Raw genomic sequence first — 21,030 nt, 5'->3', positions numbered from 1 at the left:
TCAAAATTTTTTGAAGCGATACTACCATTCTAGGAAACTATATAGTGTTTTCTAAAAAAGTTTTGCATTATATCTAAATGCTCTTAATATTTGCTTTATTACCTTATTATCTCTTTTTTATTAAAATAGCCTATTCAAAAGGATCTAAATGGAAATATTAAATTATAAAAATTTTGGAGAAGGTCAAAAGAAAGTTGTTTTTTTACATGAACTATTTGGAGATTGTACAAATTATAAAGCTTCTATTCCTTATTTAGATAAAGAGAATTTTAGCTATTTTTTCATAGATTTAAGAGGTTATGGAAAATCTAAAAATATTTTTGGAGAATATAGTTTAGAAGAAGCTAAAAATGATGTAATAAATCTTATCTCTTCTTTAAAAATAGATAAGTATATTTTAGTAGCTCACTCAATGTCTACTATGATAGCTCAACATATATCTTCTAGTGATGAGAGAGTAAAAAAACTTATTTTAATAACTCCCATTAGTTATAAAGGTGTAAAAAGTACCCCTAAAGCAAAAGAGAATTTATTATCACAAATGTCAAAAGATAGTTCTAAAATAGAAGAAGTTGTAGAGCAATCAAGTAAAAGATATAATCAAACTTGGAAAAATTATCGTATAAATCTAGCTTTAAACTCTTCAATATTGGAAGCAAGATTAGGATATATGAGTATGTATTTAAATATAAATTTTGAAGAAGACAAAAAAATAAAACTTAATATTCCAATTAAAATTATTACTGGAAAATATGATTTAAGAGTATTTTCAAAAAATGAAGTACTAAAATATTTTCAAGAGTTTGATGATATTGAGATTATAGAGTTTGAAGAAGCTGGACACTATCCTATGATAGAGTCTCCAGTACTTTTTACTTCTCAATTAGAGAGTTGGTGCAAATAGCCTTTTTAACCTTTTTTGTATAAAATGCCAAGAAAATAAAAAAAGGGTAAAATTTTTATGACAAAACAACTACTTCCTTTAGCTATTGGTGGATTGGCTATTGGAACAACAGAATTTATTATTATGGGACTTTTACCAGATGTTGCAAAAGATTTGGAAGTATCTATTCCAATAGCTGGGCATTTAATCTCTGCTTATGCTTTTGGAGTTGTTATTGGAGCACCTATACTTGTAGCTTTAAGTTCAAAATTTCCACCAAAAAATATTTTAATAGTTTATATGATTCTATTTTCACTATTTAATGCTTTTACTATAATTGCTCCAGATTATAATACTTTACTCATGTCAAGATTTTTAGCAGGTCTTCCACATGGAGCTTTCTTTGGAGTTGGAACAATAGTTGCAATTAAACTAGCACAAAAAGGTAAAGAGGCACAAGCTGTTTCCTCTATGTTTTCTGGGCTTACTCTGGCAATTTTACTAATGGTTCCATTTCTTACATATATTGGGCATAAATTTAGCTATAAATGGGCATTTTTTGCTGTTAGTATACTAGGTGTTTTGACAATTTTAGCTCTATTTAAATTTATGCCAAAACTAAAATCACTTAAAACTGTAACTTTCAAAGAGGAGATAGAGTTTTTTCTTACAATCAAAGCTTGGCATATTATTTTAATTGTTGCTATTGGTTTTGGTGGACTTTTTGCTTGGTTTAGTTATATTGCACCTCTTTTAATTAATGTTTCAAAATTTGAACCTAGTTCTATTTCATATCTTATGCTTGTTGCAGGAGTAGGAATGGTTTTAGGAAATATTTTAGGTGGTTATTTAGCAGATAAAAAAGATCCAATAAAAGTTGCAATTTATCTTTTGAGTTTAATGGTATTTTTTCTTATCCTAGTTTTTTTCTTATCTGAAAATAAGTTTTTATCCTTAGCTTTAACCTTTATTTGTGGAGTTTTTGCTATGAGTATTGGAACTCCTATAAATATGGTAATGATAAAAAGTGCAAAAAACTCTGAAATGTTAGGAGCTGCTTTTATGCAAGCTGCTTTTAATGTAGCAAACTCTTTAGGAGCTTTATTTGGTGGAATTCCACTTTTATATGGATTAGGATTTGAATATCCTGCTCTTGTTGGAGCATTTATGGCATTTTTTGGGCTTATTTTGTGTATGATTTTTTATAAAAAATATAGAGTTTAAAGAGACAAAGTAATACTTTGTCTCTTTAAGATATTAAGATAGTATCTCTTCTAAAGTGATATAATCTCCAACTCTTCCTGTCATCTGCTCAACATCAGTATTTACTGGAAGTGTTTTCTTACCTGGTCTCCAACCTGCTGGGCAAACTTCACCAGTTTTACTTGCATGTTGCCAAGCTCTAACTTGTCTTAAGAACTCATTTACATTTCTTCCAACACTATCTGCTTGAACTTCTTGAGCTACACAAATTCCATCTGGATTAAATAAAAATCTTCCTCTTAAAGCAACTCCCTCTTCTTCTAATAATACACCAAAATCAGAAGCTACACTTTTAGTTGTATCAGCACCAATTGTAAGTTTTAATCCTTTTAAAATAGGCTCAGTTTCAGCAAATCTTTTATGAGAGAATTTCGTATCAGTAGAAACTGGTAAAATCTCAACTCCAAGCTCAGTAAACTCATCATATTTTGCATTCATAGCAGCTATTTCAGTTGGGCAAACAAAAGTAAAATCTGCTGGATAGAAACAAATTACTGTCCATTTTCCTTTATAATCTTCACTTGAAACTGTTGTATAGTGTCCTGTTGCTGCATTATATGCACTCATTTTAAATTCTGGCATTCTTCTTAAAACCATTGTAGAACTCATTTTTTTATCCTTTATTATTTCATTTGAATTTTCATTTTTAACTATTTTTTTATCTTCTCTTGCTTTTATAGATGTATCACAAGCCATAAAAAACTCCTTAAATTTTTTACAAAGAATAATATTTATCCTTTGATAAATAGAATACTATTTGAATAATTATTAAAACATCCTTAAATTATAATATAAATTTATTTAAAAATAATAAGTTTTACTTATGATTATATATTTTATTTAAATATATTGAGAAAAAATAATAACTAAAAGTAGTAATGAAAAATAAAAATAGTGGAAAAGTATTGTAAATTTAGGCTTTGTATTGATTTTTTCTAAAAACTTTGGAATACCAAAAAATGCCAAAGCTAAAAGTAATCCTAAAATTGCTTTTATTATAAGTATCAAAGAGGCACTTTTCATATAAAATAGTGTATATAATAAAATTCCAGAGATAATAAGGATAGAGTTATTTATCCTTATTATTTTTCTAGCTTCATTTCCTAAAAACTTTTGTATTTTCATACTCTCTTGTTTCTCATAAATCTTTGATAATTTAAATAAAACAAATGTTCTAAAAAATACAGTTCCTACAAATAAAACAATAGTTATTATGTGTATAGTTTTTAAGAGTTCATACATAAAATTCCTTTAAAATTTTGCTCTAAGTCCAGCAAAGTAATATGTTCCTACATTTATATCTACATTTTCATTAACTTTTTTATCAAAGATATTATCAACTCCTCCATAAAGAGTAAAAATTTTATTAATATCATAAGATAAACCTAAATCAACCAAAGTATAATCATCTACTTTATTTCTATTTAATTGATCTTCATACTGTTTTCCAATATATCTAAGAGCTAAATTTGAAGATAGATTATCTAAGATTTTATAATTTAGATTTAAAGATGCTGATAAATTTGGAGTATATGTAAGCTCTTTATTTGTACTTTTATCCTTTGTATCAAGATATGTTAAATTAAATGTAGTATCAAAACTATCATTAAATTTATAATCTAAATTAACCTCAACTCCATTTATATCAACTTTATCTAAATTCTCAGATGTATAGTATTTACTCCCTCCTGTGCCATAAGGAACACTCTCAATTTTATCTTTTACAATAGTTTTAAATAATACAATTTCAGAGTTAAAATTATTAAAACTATTTACAAGTGCTAATTCAAAAGTATCTGATTTCTCTGGTTTTAAATCATAAGCAGAAGTTTTAAAAGCATTTATAACTTCTGAACCGTATCTTTTACCATCTTTAAATAATGGAGCAACAACATAAAGCTCTGCAATATCAGGAGCTCTATAACCACTCGCATAATTTGCTCTAATTCTTGTATTATCACCTAGTTTTTGCACAACTCCTGCTTGAAAAGTAGCTTTGCTATCAGCATTTGATATATCATCATATCTTGCACCAATTGTTGCATTTAAACTATCTGTTAATTCTATCTCATCTTGTAAATAAACAGATTTATACTCTATAGTTTTTTGTACAAATTCACTTGATTGTGGATTTGGATTTATTGCAGCACTATCTCTTGTCTCTTTTCTATAATCAAGACCAAAAGTAAGTAAATTTGCGTTATTTAAAGCATAAGTTGTAATTGATTCAATATTATCTATCTTTACATTTGCACTAAATTTTTTATTTACTGGACCTGCAAAATTTATAGGAGTTGTTTCATTTCTTTTTTTATAATATGACTCATAAAATCTTAAACTTGTAGATAAATCATCATTTACATAATATTTTGCAAAAGCTGAATAATCAACTCTACTATTATCATCTTTTGATTTAACTGGTGTATTTAAAATCATTCCATTTAAATTCGTTCCTTGAGATGAACCTAAATATTGTCCCTTTCTATCCTCTTTAAAGTAGTTAAAATCTACTCCTAAAGTTAAATTATCTGTAACATTTTTTTCTAAACTAACTCCTGTTGTATTTACAGTTGATTCATCTCCATAAGTAACTCCTAAAACTCCACTTTTTCCACTTTGAGGATTACCTGCTGGTAGAATTTCTGCTCCTGTATTTGGATTTATAACTTTTTGTTTATAAGCTTTATCTATTTTATAAGAAGAAGTATCAAGAGTTGAAGCATAAGCTTTATATTTAAATCCATTAATATTTCCCATAGTTGAGAAATTTGCATTTTTTTCTCTTGCTTGAGAGTAGGCATTTGAACCATATTTCACATCTAAAGTTGTTTGGTATGTACCAATATTTTTTTTAGTAATAATATTAATTACTCCACCTATTGCATCTGAACCATAAAGTGTACTCATAGAACCTTTTACTATCTCTATTCTCTCTATCATAGAAGCTGGTATTCTACTCATCTCATAAGGAGACTCTGTTTCACCACTTAATCTTTTTCCATCAAGTAAAATTAAAGTTCCATTTGCTCCAACACCTCTTATTGAAATTGACCCCTTTGATAAAGCACTTGCGTGTGGAAATCTTCCAAATTGTGAGTTAATTGAAGGAACTTTATCTAAAACATCTTTTAGTGTTGTTGCACTAATTTTTTCTATATCCTCTTTTGTGATAACAACAATAGAAGCACTAACACCATCTATACTTTTTTGAGTTTTTGTAGCAGTTGTAACTAAAATCTCTTCTAGTTTTACCTCATTTGCATTTAAACTTTGTAAAGCAAAAAATGAAGCTATTGTTGAAATAATAATTCTCTTATTCAAAACCTTTCCTTTATATAATAATAATGAAAATCATAACATATAAATATAAAAAACTTATTGACACAAATCAATAAGTTTTTATAATATACTTATATAATTTTTATTTATATATATTTTGAATAAAATCAGAATTTATTACTCAAAATAAAATTTACTATCAGGAAGCTTTCCACCTATTAGTTTTGGATCATTTTGCATTAAAACTTCAAAAAAGAACTCTAACTCTTTTTTACTATCTTGTGCTGTTACATTTGCAAAATTCACATGTTCTATTGAATCAGCTAAACCTTCAACTTCTAACATAGGAAGAGTTTTAACTACAAGTTCACTAGCTTCTTGTTTATTCGCTCTATACCAATTTAGTGCTTTTTCATACTCTTCTAAAACTTTTTTTATAAGCTCTTCTTTTCCTTTTGTATCTCCAATAATAGCAAGTCCAGCTTGAGGGATTTTAGCTTCAACTCCATATAATCTTCCCCATTCCTCTTGTAAGTTAACACTTCTATATAAATCTGGCGCTATTAATTTTACAGGAAAAGAACCTGTTTTTCTTAAAGCTATAGAAATAGCAGGTTCAGCTAAAAGTGCATGGTCTGCTCTTCGTAAAATCAACATCTGCATAGCATCAACAGGAGTTGCTACATAATTTATTTTAAAATCTTTTTTAGGGTCAAGATTTGATTTTTTTATAAGAGATTGAAGAACAATATCTGGCATATCTGCTCTAAAAGGTACAATTATCTCTTTATTTTTAAAATCCTCTATTGTTTTTAAATCTTTATCGCGACTTACTAAGCCTAATATTCCCCAAGTTGAAACATTTAATAGTTTTAAATCTACACCTTTATTATATAAGTTTGCAGCAACATTTGTAGGAAGTGCTATAAAATCAACCTCTTTTTTTAAAATTAAAGCTCTTAATTCATCTGGATTATTCCAAAGTTTAAACTCCAACTTTTTACCCATATCTTTTAAAACATTCTCTTGAACCATATATAATATTGGGTGTGAAACACTTGCTATTGGTCCAGCTATTACGATACTATTTTCATCTTTTGCGAAAATATTACTAAATATAAATAGTATTAATAAAAGTTTTTTCATAAATATCTTTCCTTTTTGTAAATTTTAACCTTTTATTCCATCTGCTCTTGGTTTTAGCAAAAATGGAAAAAAAGTTTTCATATAAATTATAAATGGTATTGCCCAAAGAATTGAAGACAATATATATAAAACCATACTATACTCCAAATAAAATGGAATAAAAGCTCTAATAAATGTAGAAATTATTATTAAAATAAGTCCAAATGTAAGAGCTAGATTTGTAAAAATTGCTCTTCCTGTATGAATTGTAGATACTATTATCATAATGACATAAAAAACCATACCAAAAGTTCCTGTTGTTAAAAAATGTCTAAAATGATTTGTAACATTTAACTCTAATAAATAGTTAAAACCTAAAAAGAAAAATCCAATACTTGTAAGTAAGATTATACTTATGATATATAAAACAAATGGTTTAAATAAGATATTATTATCTTTTAAAACAAAATCATTTAAAATCCCAAGTATTGCCGCTCCACAAGCAAAACAGATATAAGCTAAAGTTGAATTAGCTGGAAAAAAGAACTCTACAAAACCATATAAAAGCAGACAAAAAATTGCAAGGTTATATCTAAATGATTTTGCTAAAAATGTCTCATCAATATTTTCTTGTTCAAGTAGTTCATTAATTGACTCCATACTAACTCTTCTTAAAGCCAAAAGAATTAAAACTAACATCAAAGATAGAGATAAAATAAGAACTTTAAAAGAGTCTAGTTCTACAATTTTTGCCTCACTTACAAAAAAAAGTATTTGAACCAAAACTATTGAAACCATAGAGTAAGCTAAAGATACATGCTTTTTATTTCTATCTTTAAAAGCAGGAATTGCAGCTAAATATGAGATATAAGCCATCAAACTTACATTTATAAATCCTACAAAAAGAACTCCAAAATAGTCAATAAACCAAAAAGAAAATCGCCCTAAAACCCACCAAGCTACAATATATGCTAATTTCTTTCCAACAATTGGCACAACACTAGGAAAAAGCTCTGGTAAACCTGTAAGGAAAAATGCCACAATCATAGCAGTCCCTACTCCAAAAATCATCTCATATATATGCCAATTTAAGGTATTTTCTATTGGTAGATTTATATATCCTGCAAATACAAATGCCCATAAAACAATACTTAATACAATATATGGAGCTAGAAGTAAAAATATAGGTCTAAATCCATATGCTAAATAAACTGGAAAATCACCTTTTGGATAGTATAAATAGTGTCTTGAAGCATATTGCTTCTCAAATTCTGTCATTTTAACTCCAATTCAAAACTTGAAATGATATCTTTGTCTTTTAAAATCTGAGCTGTTTTATTGTAAACAAATTCATCATCTCTTTTTATTTGTGCTTCATCTATAGTAAAAATCTTTTTAATATGCCCAACTGGTTCAGCTTTTAAAACAATTATCTCATCACTTAATCTTATTGCTTCCATCAAATCATGAGTAATAAAAAGTACACTTAAATTTTTATCTTCAATATCTTTTATAAGAAGATTTTGAAGCTCTTTTTTAAGCCCAATATCCAAAGCTGAAAAAGGCTCATCTAAAAATAGTAAGCTAGGATTTACAACCAAAGCTCTTGCAAAAGATACCCTTTGTTTCATTCCACCACTTAAATCTTTTGGGAATTTTATAAAATCATCTTTATCTAATCCAAATTTTAATGCTATTTTTTCTGCTTCCTCTATACAAACTTTATATTTTAAACCTTTTGCTCTAAGCCCCAAAGCAATATTATCTATTACATTTTTCCAAGGAAGCAGTCGTGGCTCTTGAAAAGCAAAAGAGCTTGAAGAGAAACTATTTTTTATACTCCCTTCATCAAGTTTTAAAAGTTTTGAACAAAGATGCAAAAGTGTAGTTTTTCCACCACCACTTGGACCCACAATAGAGATAACTTTCCCTTTTTTTAAAGTGAAATTTATATCTTTTAAAATCTCTTTAAAACCAAAAGAGAAATTTACCTCTTTTACAACAAGCTCTTCAATAGCTTCTTTGTCTAATTTCTCCATGCTTCAAGCTCCTTTTTTATTGGCTCTAAAATAAGATATTCAATTAAAAGTAAACTTCCAATCATTATACTTACAAGTGCCAAAGCAGTAGATGTTTCAAGCTGACTTCTTGCAATAGCAAGGGCTGAACCTAAACCATCACTTGTTGCTAATAGTTCAGCCATTACAACAATTTTCCATGACATTCCTAATGCACTTATATAAGCAGGAAATATATAAGAGAAAATATGTGGTAAATATAAATCAAAAAGTTTCATAGAAAATGGTAGATGAAAACTATCTGCCATCTCTTTTAAATCTCCTTCAATTGTTCTAGTTCCTTGTAAAGCTCCAACAAAAACAATAGGGAAAGAGGCAATAAATACTGTAAAAATAACGGTTGTATCCCCCATTCCAAACCATATCATAGCAAGAACTATCCATGCAATTGGAGGCATTCCAAATAGTATTGTTACTATTGGACGACTCATAATTGATGCTGTTATAAAAAGCCCTGCAAGAAGTCCTAATACTGAACCAACTAAAATTGCAATTCCAAAACCAATTAATGCTCTTTTTATAGTAATTAATATCTCATTTTGCATAGAAGAGTCTTGTAATATAGAGCTTAAAGCAATAAAAGTATCTTTTGGACTAGGAAGAATTAAATCACCATATACTTGATGACCAAAATCCCATAAAGCAAAAAATAAAAAGATAGAAGCGACCGAACCCCAACCACTCCAAAGGTAGCTAGGAAAATCTTTTAGAATTTTTATAAAAAATTTCATTTTAATTCCCAAATTAAGTTTTTTTTATTATATAGGAATTGATATTAATTATTATTGACTTAAGTTAAGTGTAGATAAAATCAGCTAAGTATCTTTATTTATACTCATACAAATTACTTTTGGTATCCTTAGTATTTTAAGATGCTTATTTTTTATTTATCTTTCTTGTAGTTAAAAAATATTTGATTTTATTTAAATTTCTATATTTTACGATTTCATAAGTAGTATAAACCCTATAAAAAGGGCTTATTTGAGTTAGTTTCTAATTCTTTGGAAGTAACTTAACAGGAACTATCTGTATCTCTTCCAAATTCCAAACTTTATTTTGAACATAAGGTTCATTTTCAAGCCAAGCATCAAGCTCTTCATCATTTTCAAAATCAACAAATAAAGATGAACCAACCATTTTATCATCTTCAATTAATGCACCAGCAGTTATTATTTTTCCCTTAGCCATAAGTTCTCTTGCTGCTTTTACATGCTCATCTCTAGCTTTTAATCTTCTTTCAAGAGCATCATCATAATCATAAGCTATTATTAAATATTGCATTTTTTTCCTTTGTAAAATTTTTTGATTTTATCACAAAACTTATAAAGCTGTGGCAAATAAAAAGCTTAATGGATAAATTAAAACATTCAAATATCTTAAAACTGGCGAAATATTCGCATTAAAAGGAATAATTTCTTCTAAAGTTAAACCATTTGATAATTTCTTCATAATAGATAATTTTAAACTAATATCTAAAAATTTTAAAACAATAATAGAACTCATCCAAAATCCAAAATTATTTAAGGTAAAGCTTAAATAAATTGTATAAAAAAATGATAAGTGTAAAATAAAGTATAAAAATACACTTTTTCTAAAAGCCAAAAAATTATTTTCTAGTAAACCATATAAAGTGTCAGATTTTTGCCAATTTGTCTCAAAGAGTTCAATAGCAATAAAGATAAAAAAAAGATAGATTATTTCCATATTATAAGTTTAATAGGGCAAAGCCCTATTATTTTTCTTCTGAGAATTTTACTTTTTGATCTTTGTATATACCTGTTCCAACAGGAATTGTTCTTCCTATTACAACATTCTCTTTTAGATCTTCAAGCATATCCATTTTCGCACTAATTGCTGCTTCTGTTAATACCTTTGTAGTCTCTTGGAAAGATGCTGCTGAGATAATACTATCACTTGTAACAGCTGCTCTTGTAATACCAAGTAAAACTGGTTCAGCAATCGCTGGATGTCCACCCATTCTTACAATTTTTTCATTTTCAAGTTTAAATTTCTTTTTAGAAACCATATCTCCAACTATAAATTTAGTATCTCCACCATCAAGAATAGATACTTGTCTTAACATTTGTGATGTAATAACCTCAATATGTTTATCTGCAATATTAACCCCTTGAGATCTATAAACTTGTTGAACTTCAGAAACAATAAAGTAGTGAAGAGCTTTTTCTCCTAAAATTCTTAATACATCATGAGGAGAAACTTGTCCATCTGTTAATGCCTCTCCAGCATGTACAAACTCACCTTCATGTACTAAAATATGTTTACCTTTTTCTACTAAATACTCTGTAGTATTTCCATTTTCATCTGTAATTACAAGTTTTTGTTTATTTCTTAATGGTTTCCCAAATGTTATAATTCCATCAAATGAAGCTAAAATAGCGATATTTTTTGGTCGTCTAGCCTCAAATAGTTCAGAAACTCTAGGAAGACCTCCTGTAATATCTTTAGATTTTTGAGTAGCTTTTGGTGTTTTTGCTATAATATCCGCAATCTCTACTCTTTTTCCTTCAGCAATATTTAGAGATGCTTTTGGGTCTAAAGTATATCTTATTATCTCACTATCATCAGTTGCAATAAGAATCGTTGGTTTATATCCACTTGGAATATACTCATTAACAACTAGTTTTGAACTACCTGTTAGTTCATCAAATTGTTCAGAAACAGTAACTCCTGGTATAATATCTTCAAAACTTATAACCCCTGCTTTTTCAGCAATTGTTGGATTTGCATATGGATCCCATTCTGCAATCACAGTTTGCTCAGAAACAGTTGGAGATGAAATAAGAGAATCTTTTTCAACCTCACTATTATCATTTAAAACTATTGAAGAACCTCTTGAAATATAGTGTCTTATAGCTTCTCTATCATCAGAATCAGCAACAACAGCAAAAAGACCTTTTTCTACAACTTTATCACCTGCTTTAATATCATGTCTTCTTTCTAGATAATCCCCAGTTAATTTATAATATTTAACTATTCCTTTTGCTCCTGCAATAACTTTAGAAGTAATAGGAGCTCCATCAGCAACCTTTAATTCAGATGCATAAGGAATTCTATTTGGAACATTCCACCCATCTTTAATAATTTCTACTATTGAATCATTATAATCAACTTCAAAACCATCTTTATATGGTAAGTACAATTTACCTTCAATTTTCCCAGAAATTCCAGCAAGTTCATTTACTTTTGCAACATCACTTTTTCTTAAATAATATTTTTTAGTCTCTTTCTCATTTGTAATTGTTAATTCAACTTCTTCATGAATAGTTTCAACTGTAATTTTACCCTTAAATGGTGCATTGATTTTTGGTTCTACTAATAAAATTCCAGCATTTCTTCTATTTGCAACAATAGATTTTCCATTTGAAGTATCATATTTTTTGATATTATAATATCTAATAAATCCTTCTTTATCAGCTTTTAACTCACGTTCAGTCTGAGTAGCACTTGCTGTTCCTCCAACGTGGAAAGTTCTAAGTGTCAGCTGAGTTCCTGGCTCTCCAATAGATTGTGCTGCAACAACTCCAACAGCTTCTCCTGGTTTTGCTTTTCTTTGCTCTCCTAAGTTTAATCCATAACATTGTGAACATAAACCATTCTCAATTTTACAAGTTAATGGAGTTCTAATAATTACAGATTTAACCTCCGCTTCAATAACTGTTTTAGCATACTCTTCTGTTATTAAAGTCCCTTCTGTAAACAAAATTTCATTTGAAACAGGATCAATAATATCTTCTGCAATAACTCTTCCAGTAATTCTCTCTTCTAAAGACTCAATTAACTCATTTCCAGATGTAATATCTGTAATTTCTATACCTTCATGAGTTCCACAATCTTCAGCCGTAATTCTAACATTTTGAGAAACATCTATTAGCTTTCTTGTTAAATATCCAGCATTTGCTGTTTTTAAAGCTGTATCTGCAAGTCCTTTTCTAGCTCCGTGAGTAGAAATAAAGTACTCAAGAACATTTAATCCCTCTTTAAAGTTAGAGATAATTGGAGTTTCAATAATAGTCCCATCAGGTTTAGCCATAAGACCCCTCATACCAGATAATTGTCTAATTTGAGTTGCAGATCCTCTTGCTCCTGAATCAGCCATCATATAAATAGAGTTAAATCCATTTTTATCACCTTTTACAAGTTCCATCATCTCAGAACCTAATTTATTATTAGTTTCTGTCCAAATATCAATTGTTTTATTATATCTTTCTTGCTCTGTTAAAAGACCTTGAAAGAACTGTTTTTGAACTTCAATTACATCTTTTTTAGATTTAGTAATATGTCCTACTTTACTATCAGGAACTCTAATATCATCAACAGATATTGAAATACCTGCTTTTGTTGCATATTTGAATCCAAGATTTTTTAAGTTATCCAAAAATCTTGGAGTTACTTCATATCCAGCTTCTTTATAGATATAATCAACTAAAGCTCCAATATCTTTTTTCTTAAGAATTTTATTCCATAAACTCATAGGTACAAAAGATGGTAAAATTTCATGAATAATTAATCTTCCAACTGTTGTTTGAACTATTTTATTATCAAGTTTTGTTCTAATCTTTGCATGTAAATCAATTTGATCCATCTCTAAAGCAATTTTTACCTCATTTACATCTGTAAATAGTTTATGCTCACCTTTTACACCATCTTTAACTAAAGATAGATAATAAATACCTAAAATCATATCTTGAGAAGGAACAGCAATAGCTCTACCAGATGCTGGTAAAAGAATATTCATAGAACTCATCATTAAAATTTTAGCTTCAGCAACTGCTTCTTGAGAAAGAGGCACATGCACAGCCATTTGGTCTCCATCGAAGTCCGCATTAAATGCAGCACAAACAAGTGGGTGTAATCTAATAGCTTTTCCATCAATTAATACTGGATGGAATGCTTGAATTGAAAGTTTATGAAGAGTTGGTGCTCTATTTAATAAAATTGGATACTCATCAACAATCTCATTTAAACATTCCCAAACTTCATTAGTTTCAGCTTCAATCAATCTTTTTGCAGCTTTTAATGTAGTTGCATAACCTTTTTCTTCAAGTTTAGCCATTAAATGTGGTTTAAATAACTCTAAAGCCATTTTTTTAGGAATACCACATTGATCCATATTTAAATTTGGTCCAACAACAATAACAGATCTTCCAGAAAAATCCACCCTTTTACCAAGTAAGTTTTGTCTAAATCGTCCTTGTTTTCCTTTAATAATCTCACTTAAAGATTTTAAAGGTCTTTTATTTGCACCTTTAACTGCATTTGCTGTTTTACCATTATCAAATAGAGCATCAACTGCTTCTTGAAGCATTCTTTTCTCATTTCTAATAATAATTTCAGGAGCATCAAGTTCTGTTAATCTTTTAAGTCTGTTATTTCTATTAATAACTCTTCTATATAAATCATTTACATCTGAAACTGCAAATTTTCCACCATCAAGTGAAACAAGTGGTCTTAAATCAGGTGGAAGCACAGGAAGTTGAGTAAGCATCATCCATTCAGGTCTATTTCCACTATTAATAAAGTTTTCAACAATTTTTAATCTTTTAATAATAGTTTTTCTTTTTGCTTCACTCTTAGTTGATTCCATCTCATCTTTTAAAAGTGTTAAAAGCTCAAATAAATCTAACTTCTCTAATAGAACTTTTATAATTTCTCCACCCATTTTTGCTTCAAAACCAGTGTGTTCAAATAAATCAGCAACAGTTCTATATTGCTCCTCATTTAAAATATCATATTTTTCTATTTTTTTCGTTCTTTCACCATCATAATATGCTTCACCTGGCTCATTTACGATATATGCTTCATAATATAATACTCTTTCAAGATCTTTTAATTTAACACCTAAAAGTGTTCCAATTCTTGAAGGTAAAGATGAAACCATCCAAATATGAGCAACAGGAGAAACAAGTTCTATATGACCCATTCTATGTCTTCTTACTTTTGAAGAAGTTACTTCAACCCCACATTTTTCACAAACAACACCTTTATATCTCATCTTTTTATATTTACCACAAAGACACTCATAATCTTTTACTGGTCCAAAGATTTTCGCACAAAATAGTCCATCTCTTTCAGGTTTTAATGTTCTATAGTTGATTGTTTCTGGTTTTTTAACCTCTCCACAAGACCATGCAAGAATCTTCTCAGGACTTGCAAGTCTTAATTGAAACGCTGAAAAATCTTGTGGTCTTTCTAACTCTTTTATCTCTATTGGTGCTAGTACTGTTTCATTATTACTCATCGTTTTCTACCTCTTGAAAAATCTCTACATCTAAAGCTAAGGCTTTTAACTCTTTTGTTAAAACAAAGAATGTCTCTGGAACTCCAGAATTTGGAACATTTTCTCCATTTGCAATAGCTCTATAAGCTCTTGTTCTTCCTTCAACATCATCAGATTTTGTTGTAAGCATCTCTTTTAGTACATTTGTTGCACCATAAGCTTCTAATGCCCAAACCTCCATCTCTCCAAATCTTTGTCCTCCAAATAGTGCTTTACCACCAACTGGTTGTTGAGTTACAAGTGAGTATGGCCCTGTACTTCTTGCGTGAACTTTTTCATCAACTAAGTGGTGAAGTTTCAGCATATACATATAACCAACATTTACCCTTTCTTTCATTCTTTCACCTGTTTTACCATCAAATAAAACAGATTTACCATCACTATCCATTTTTGCTAATTCAAATAATCTTATAAACTCTTCAGCTTTAACCCCATCAAATATTTGTGTAGCAAATTTTACACCTTTTGCCCAATCTTGTGCATATTTGATTAGCTCTTCATCTTCAAGTTTATTTAAGAAATCTTTTGCATTCATCAGTTTTGCAACACTTGCAATTTCAATCATTTTAGCTCTTAATTCAGATACGAATTCAGCTCTTTTTGCTTTAAAAATATGTTGAATTTGTTTTCCTAGTCTTCTTCCAGCAAGTCCTAAGTGAACTTCAAGAATTTGACCAATATTCATCCTAGAAGGAACCCCTAGTGGATTTAATATAACATCTACACTTGTTCCATCTTCTAAATATGGCATATCAACTTTTGGAACTATATTTGAAACAATACCTTTGTTTCCATGTCTTCCAGCCATTTTATCACCAACTTTTATCTTTCTTTTTGTTGCAATATAAACTTTAACTTGAGAAATAACACCACTTGGTAAAATATCATCATGCTCTAAAATTTGAAGTTTTTCTTCATGCTCTTCCCTTAAACTTGCTTTTTGTCTAATAAAATACTCTTTTGTATCGTTATATGCTTTCTCAACCTCTCTAGGATATGAAGATACAACTTTTTTCATTGCAAATCTATTAACACTATTTAAAACATCAATACTTAAAACTTCTCCCTTTTTATAAGTTACTTCATCTAGCTCTAAATCTTTTGCTAAAGGTGTTTTTAATAGTAAATCATTGATTTTTAAAGCTTCTTCTCTATCAAGCATCAATAATTTATCATGATGTTTTTGATTTAATTCTGCTTTTTCTAAATCAATTTCGGCTATTGCTCTTTCACATTTTTCATAACCTTTTTTAGTGAAAACTTTTACATCAACAACTGTTCCTTCCATTGATGTTGGACATACTAATGATTTATTAATAACATGCCCTGCTTTTTCACCAAAGATAGCTCTTAAAAGTCTCTCTTCAGGAGTTGGTTTAATCTCTCCTTTTGGAGTTACTTTTCCAACTAAAATCATTCCTGGAGTTACATAAGTTCCAATTTTTACAATTCCTGAAGCATCAAGATGAGTAATATTTTCTTCTTTAACACCTGGTAAATCTCTTGTTATCTCTTCATTACCATGTTTTAATTCTCTACAATCAATCTCTTTTTCATAAATATGTACAGAAGTAAAAGCATCTTTTTCTATAAGTCTTTCACTTAAAATAATAGCATCCTCATAGTTATAACCATTCCATGGCATAAACGCAACCATAGCATTAATTCCAACTGCAAGTTCACCTTTATCCATAGAAGGACCATCAGCAATTACTTGTCCTTTTTCAACTATATCACCTGCTCGTACAATAGTTCTTTGTTCAAAGTCTGTATTATTATTTGTTCTTACATTTTTATGTACTTCATAATGGTCAATAAATGCACCATTTTCATCATCACCACTAATATAGATATTTTTTGAATCAGCTTTTTCTACAATACCAGCTCTTTTTGCTTTAATTGCTTCCCAAGAATCTCTTGCAACCGTTTTTTCTAATCCAGTTCCTACTATTGGAGCTGTTGGCTTAATTAATGGAACAGCTTGTCTCATCATATTTGAACCCATTAATGCTCTATTTGCATCGTTGTGTTCTAAGAATGGAATAAGGCTAGCAGCTACTCCCATAACCATTTGTGATGAGATATCAATTAAATCAACACTATTTCTCTCCATTAAAAGGATTTCACCATCTTTTCTAACTTCAATTAGTGGTTCAATAATTTTTCCATTTTCATCTACTTTTGTACTTCCTGGAGCAATTACAAGTCCCTCTTCTTGAGTAGCTGTATAGTATGTAATCTCATTTGTTACAATACCATCAACAACTTTTTTATATGGAGCTTCAATAAATCCTAAATCATTAACTTTAGAGAAAGTCGATAAAGTATTGATAAGTCCAATATTTTGTCCCTCTGGAGTCTCAACTGGACAAATTCTTCCATAGTGAGTTGGGTGAACGTCCCTTACTTCAAATCCTGCTCTCTCTTTTACAAGACCACCCTCTCCAAGAGCTGATAATCTTCTTTTATGTGTAACTTCTGATAATGGATTTGTTTGATCCATAAATTGTGATAATTGTCCACTTGTAAAAAACTCTGTAATTGTTGAAGTAATCATTTTAGAGTTTACTAAATCATGTGGCATAATATCTTCTAAAGTACCAGATAAAGTTGTCATCTTATCTCTGATTGCTTTTTGCATTTTTATAAGACCTGCATGAAGTTCATTTGCTAAAAGTTCCCCAATAGCTCTAATTCTTCTATTACCTAAGTGATCTCTATCATCAATATGACCATTTCCTGATTTAACTTTCACTAAATATTGAACAGTTTTAATAATATCTTCATAAGTTAAAGTAGTAACATATTCAGGAACATTTACTCCTAACTTATGATTCATTTTCATTCTACCAACTTTTGTTAAGTCGTATCTTTCTGGATCAAAGAATAGTTTTTTAATGAAATCTTTAGCTGCTTCTTTAGTAACAGGTTCTCCTGGTCTCATAACTTTATAAATTCTAATAGCAGCTAAATCATTTTCATCATCTATTTGCTCTGTTTGTTTTAAAAGTTTTAAAGACTCACCATCAGCTTTAAATGCATTAATTATAGAATCATCAACATTTGGAGATAAGTCATTTGCAATATCAAAAGATTCAAACCCTAAATCTAAAAGTTTTTTAAGTTTTATCTCATCAAGATTTGTTAATGCATCAAATAAAACTTCTCCTGATTCTGGATCATAAATTGTATTTGCAGTATATCTATCCATTAATAGTTCGAGTGGATACTCAATTAGTTTTAAACCACCTTCAATTAATGCTTTAGCTTTTCTTGCTGTTAATCTTTTACCAGCACCAATTACAATATTTCCTTTATCATCTTTGATATCGTACTCTATTCTTCCCATAAAGTCATCAGGATTAAACTCTGTTAAGAATTTGTTATTTTTAATCTTAACATTTACTATTGGATAGAACATTTTAATAATGTCCTCTTTTGAGTAACCTAATGCTCTAAATAGAATTGTAATTGGAACTTTTCTTCGTTTATTAATTCTTACATATAATACATCTTTTGCATCATACTCAAAATATAACCATGAACCTCTATCAGGAATTATTTGTCCTGTATATAAAAGTTTACTATCTGTTGTATTTGATTCATCTTCTTTGAAAATAACACCTGGACTTCTATGTAGTTGATTAACAACAACTCTTTCAACACCATTTACAATAAATGATGTTCTTTCAGTCATTAAAGGAATTTCTCTAATAAATAAAGATTGCTCTTTTATATCCTTAACACCTATTTTTTCACCAGTTTTCTCATCTAGATCCCATAGTGTTAATCTAATATTAATTTTTAAAGGTATTGAATAAGTCAATCCTCTAACCATTGATTCTCTAACATCATATCTAGGTTTTCCAACTTCACTACCTAAGTAATCTAAAGTTAGCCTATTTTGAACATCATGAATAGGGAATATTGTTTTAAATACTTTTTCTATACCAGCAGTTGATCTATCTTTTTGATCAATCATCAAAAAAGTATCATACGAAGTTTGTTGTAATTGTAATAAGTTAGGAATTTCGATTTTTTGCGGATTTTTTGCGAAATCTACTCTGAGTCTATTACCAGATTTTAAAGAGTTTAACATTTGACACCTTGTTATAAAATTTGGTTGAGTTTGCTTTAAATATTATAAAGCACAAAAGCATCCATAAAGGATAAGGTTAAAATTCCTATAAAAAACTTTAACCTTAGCCTTCAAAGATGCCCAAATATATAGGAGAAATCTCCTATATACCAAAGAGTTAAATAAAATTATTTAACTTCTACTTTTGCTCCAGCTGCTTCTAATTGAGCTTTAATTGCTTCAGCATCAGCTTTAGAGATTCCTTCTTTAATTGTAGAAGGAGTTTGCTCAGCAGCATCTTTAGCCTCTTTTAATCCAAGACCAGTAATTGCTCTGATTTCTTTAATAACATTGATTTTTTTATCTCCTGAATCAAGAATAATAACATCAAATTCAGTTTTTTCTTCAGCAGCTTCAACAGCAACTGCAGCACCAGCAACTGCTACAGGTTGAGCAGATACTCCAAATTTTTCTTCAAATTCTTTTACTAATTCTGATAATTCTAATACAGATAAACCAGAGATAAATTCTAAAACGTCTTCTTTAGAAATTGCCATAATTTTTCCTTTATAATTTTTTATTTAAATATTTGTTAGCTTAAATAATTAAGCAGCCGTCTCTTCTTTTTTTCTTTTAAGAGCATCAAGACCAATAGTAAAGTTTCTAACAGGTCCCATCCATACAGATGCAAGCATTCCAAGAAGCTCTTCTCTTGATGGTAATTTAGCAAATGCATTAACTCTATTAACATCTGCAATTTGACCTTCAATAATTCCTGATTTAATAGAGAATTTATCTTTTGTAGTAGTTACAAATTTATCAGCTACTTTACAAGCTGAAATTTGATCTTCTGACCATAAATAGATATTTGTTCCACTTAAATCAATATCTCCTAAATCTGCAGCTTTAACAGCCTTAGTAACTAAAGTATTTTTTATAACTTGAACTTTAGTATTATTAGCTTTTGCATCTTTTCTTAAAGTTTCTAACTCTTTATGAGTAAGACCTTTGTAATCACAAACAACAACAGCTAAAGAGTTTTTAAACTCAACAGATAAAAAGTTTATAATTTCTAATTTTTCTTGTCTAGTCATTATATTTTCCTCCTTTCAAAACATCATCCTAGGCGGGACTTACAAAAGAGTAGGAAAATACTCTTTTACCAGCTGTCTTCAGTTTTATTTCAGTGCTTTGAACACTCAAAAATATTGAAATATTTTCAACACTTTTGAATGCTAAAAAGATAAGGAAATCTCCTTATCTAATCTCTAATAATTCTATATTATCTAAAATAATTGATGGGCTCATTGTTAAGCTAATTGCTGCATTAGTAATATATCTTCCTTTTGCAGTTGATGGTTTTGCTTTATTGATAGCTCCGATAAATGCTTCAGCATTTTCTTTAATAGCTTGAGCTGAAAAAGAAACTTTTCCAATAGCAGCTTGCATATTACCTTTTTTATCAACTCTATATGTTACTTGACCACCTTTAGCATCATTAACTGCTTTTGTAACATCCATTGTAACTGTTCCAGTTTTTGGATTTGGCATTAAACCTTTTGGTCCAAGAATTCTTCCTACTTTTCCTACAATTCCCATACAATCAGGAGTTGCAATTAAAACATCAAAATTAATTTTTCCAGCTTGAATATCTTCAGCTAAATCATCATTTCCAACAATATCAGCACCTGCAGCTTTTGCTTCATCCATTTTTACACCTTTTGCAAAAACAGCAACTCTAACAGTTTTTCCTGTACCATTTGGAAGAACAACTGCTCCTCTAATCATTTGATCTGCATGTCTTGGATCTACATTTAAATTAAGTGCAATTTCAACACTTTCATCAAATTTAGCAGATTTTAAATCTCTTACTTTTTCACAAGCTTCAGCTAAAGAGTATTTTCTCTCTTCAACTTTTGCACTTAACGCTTTATATCTTTTTGAAACTTTTGCCATATTCTTCTCCGCAATTTTATTTTTTTTGCTACCACTTAAATTAAAGGCTAGTGGTTATACCCTTATTCAT

The 21,030-nt window shown here is 29.1% G+C and carries 16 protein-coding genes; 2 read left to right on the top strand and 14 right to left on the bottom strand.

The features are described from left to right. Positions 1-148: 148 nt before the first annotated feature. Both AFAEC_RS01700 and AFAEC_RS01695 read left to right on the top strand, forming a co-directional pair. Positions 149-904: an alpha/beta fold hydrolase gene (locus AFAEC_RS01700; RefSeq protein ID WP_026806456.1), complete on the top strand. Its 756-nt coding sequence runs from the start codon at positions 149-151 to the stop codon at positions 902-904. Positions 905-961: 57 nt separating this feature from the next. After that, on the top strand, positions 962-2,107 hold the full coding sequence (locus AFAEC_RS01695; protein ID WP_026806455.1) for an MFS transporter: 1,146 nt from the start codon (positions 962-964) through the stop codon (positions 2,105-2,107). Positions 2,108-2,140: 33 nt separating this feature from the next. Here AFAEC_RS01695 and AFAEC_RS01690 read toward each other — a convergent pair whose 3' ends face one another. The 14 genes from AFAEC_RS01690 to rplA all read right to left on the bottom strand — a co-directional run bounded on the left by AFAEC_RS01690 (position 2,141) and on the right by rplA (position 20,960). Continuing rightward, complete coding sequence (locus tag AFAEC_RS01690; protein WP_026806454.1) at positions 2,141-2,842, bottom strand: peroxiredoxin; 702 nt, start codon at positions 2,840-2,842, stop codon at positions 2,141-2,143. A 144-nt stretch (positions 2,843-2,986) separates the two neighbouring features. Next, positions 2,987-3,388: a hypothetical protein gene (locus AFAEC_RS01685; RefSeq protein ID WP_026806453.1), complete on the bottom strand. Its 402-nt coding sequence runs from the start codon at positions 3,386-3,388 to the stop codon at positions 2,987-2,989. Positions 3,389-3,397: 9 nt separating this feature from the next. Beyond that, positions 3,398-5,467, bottom strand: a complete 2,070-nt coding sequence (locus tag AFAEC_RS01680; RefSeq protein ID WP_026806452.1) for a TonB-dependent receptor plug domain-containing protein — start codon at positions 5,465-5,467, stop codon at positions 3,398-3,400. 135 nt (positions 5,468-5,602) lie between these two features. Then, positions 5,603-6,571 (bottom strand): ABC transporter substrate-binding protein, encoded by a 969-nt coding sequence (locus tag AFAEC_RS01675; protein WP_026806451.1) that lies wholly within the window; start codon positions 6,569-6,571, stop codon positions 5,603-5,605. A gap of 24 nt (positions 6,572-6,595) precedes the next feature. Next, the gene (locus AFAEC_RS01670) at positions 6,596-7,828 is read right to left on the bottom strand and encodes an NnrS family protein (RefSeq protein ID WP_026806450.1); all 1,233 of its coding nucleotides are present in this window, start codon (positions 7,826-7,828) and stop codon (positions 6,596-6,598) included. Further along, positions 7,825-8,589: an ABC transporter ATP-binding protein gene (locus AFAEC_RS01665; RefSeq protein WP_034216689.1), complete on the bottom strand. Its 765-nt coding sequence runs from the start codon at positions 8,587-8,589 to the stop codon at positions 7,825-7,827. The genes AFAEC_RS01670 and AFAEC_RS01665 overlap by 4 nt, the downstream gene beginning before the upstream one ends. After that, positions 8,577-9,359, bottom strand: coding sequence for an ABC transporter permease (locus AFAEC_RS01660; RefSeq protein WP_026806448.1), 783 nt, complete (start codon positions 9,357-9,359; stop codon positions 8,577-8,579). The genes AFAEC_RS01665 and AFAEC_RS01660 overlap by 13 nt, the downstream gene beginning before the upstream one ends. 262 nt (positions 9,360-9,621) lie before the next feature. Then, complete coding sequence (locus tag AFAEC_RS01655) at positions 9,622-9,909, bottom strand: YciI family protein (RefSeq protein ID WP_026806447.1); 288 nt, start codon at positions 9,907-9,909, stop codon at positions 9,622-9,624. Between the two features lie 39 nt (positions 9,910-9,948). After that, positions 9,949-10,332, bottom strand: coding sequence for a hypothetical protein (locus AFAEC_RS01650; RefSeq protein WP_026806446.1), 384 nt, complete (start codon positions 10,330-10,332; stop codon positions 9,949-9,951). Between the two features lie 28 nt (positions 10,333-10,360). Then, positions 10,361-14,887, bottom strand: coding sequence for a DNA-directed RNA polymerase subunit beta' (rpoC, locus tag AFAEC_RS01645; protein ID WP_026806445.1), 4,527 nt, complete (start codon positions 14,885-14,887; stop codon positions 10,361-10,363). Continuing rightward, positions 14,880-19,025 (bottom strand): DNA-directed RNA polymerase subunit beta, encoded by a 4,146-nt coding sequence (gene rpoB, locus AFAEC_RS01640; RefSeq protein WP_026806444.1) that lies wholly within the window; start codon positions 19,023-19,025, stop codon positions 14,880-14,882. The genes rpoC and rpoB overlap by 8 nt, the downstream gene beginning before the upstream one ends. A gap of 167 nt (positions 19,026-19,192) precedes the next feature. Beyond that, positions 19,193-19,561: a 50S ribosomal protein L7/L12 gene (rplL, locus tag AFAEC_RS01635; RefSeq protein ID WP_026806443.1), complete on the bottom strand. Its 369-nt coding sequence runs from the start codon at positions 19,559-19,561 to the stop codon at positions 19,193-19,195. A 48-nt stretch (positions 19,562-19,609) separates the two neighbouring features. Next, the gene (gene rplJ, locus AFAEC_RS01630) at positions 19,610-20,098 is read right to left on the bottom strand and encodes a 50S ribosomal protein L10 (protein WP_026806442.1); all 489 of its coding nucleotides are present in this window, start codon (positions 20,096-20,098) and stop codon (positions 19,610-19,612) included. A gap of 163 nt (positions 20,099-20,261) precedes the next feature. Beyond that, positions 20,262-20,960, bottom strand: coding sequence for a 50S ribosomal protein L1 (gene rplA / locus AFAEC_RS01625; protein WP_026806441.1), 699 nt, complete (start codon positions 20,958-20,960; stop codon positions 20,262-20,264). Between the last annotated feature and the right edge of the window lie 70 nt (positions 20,961-21,030).

This window comes from Aliarcobacter faecis, from assembly GCF_013201705.1.
In the GTDB taxonomy this organism is placed as follows: Bacteria; Campylobacterota; Campylobacteria; order Campylobacterales; family Arcobacteraceae; genus Aliarcobacter; species Aliarcobacter faecis.
The sequence above is the reverse complement of the archived record's forward strand: the minus strand, read 5'-3'. Positions and strand labels throughout refer to the sequence as shown.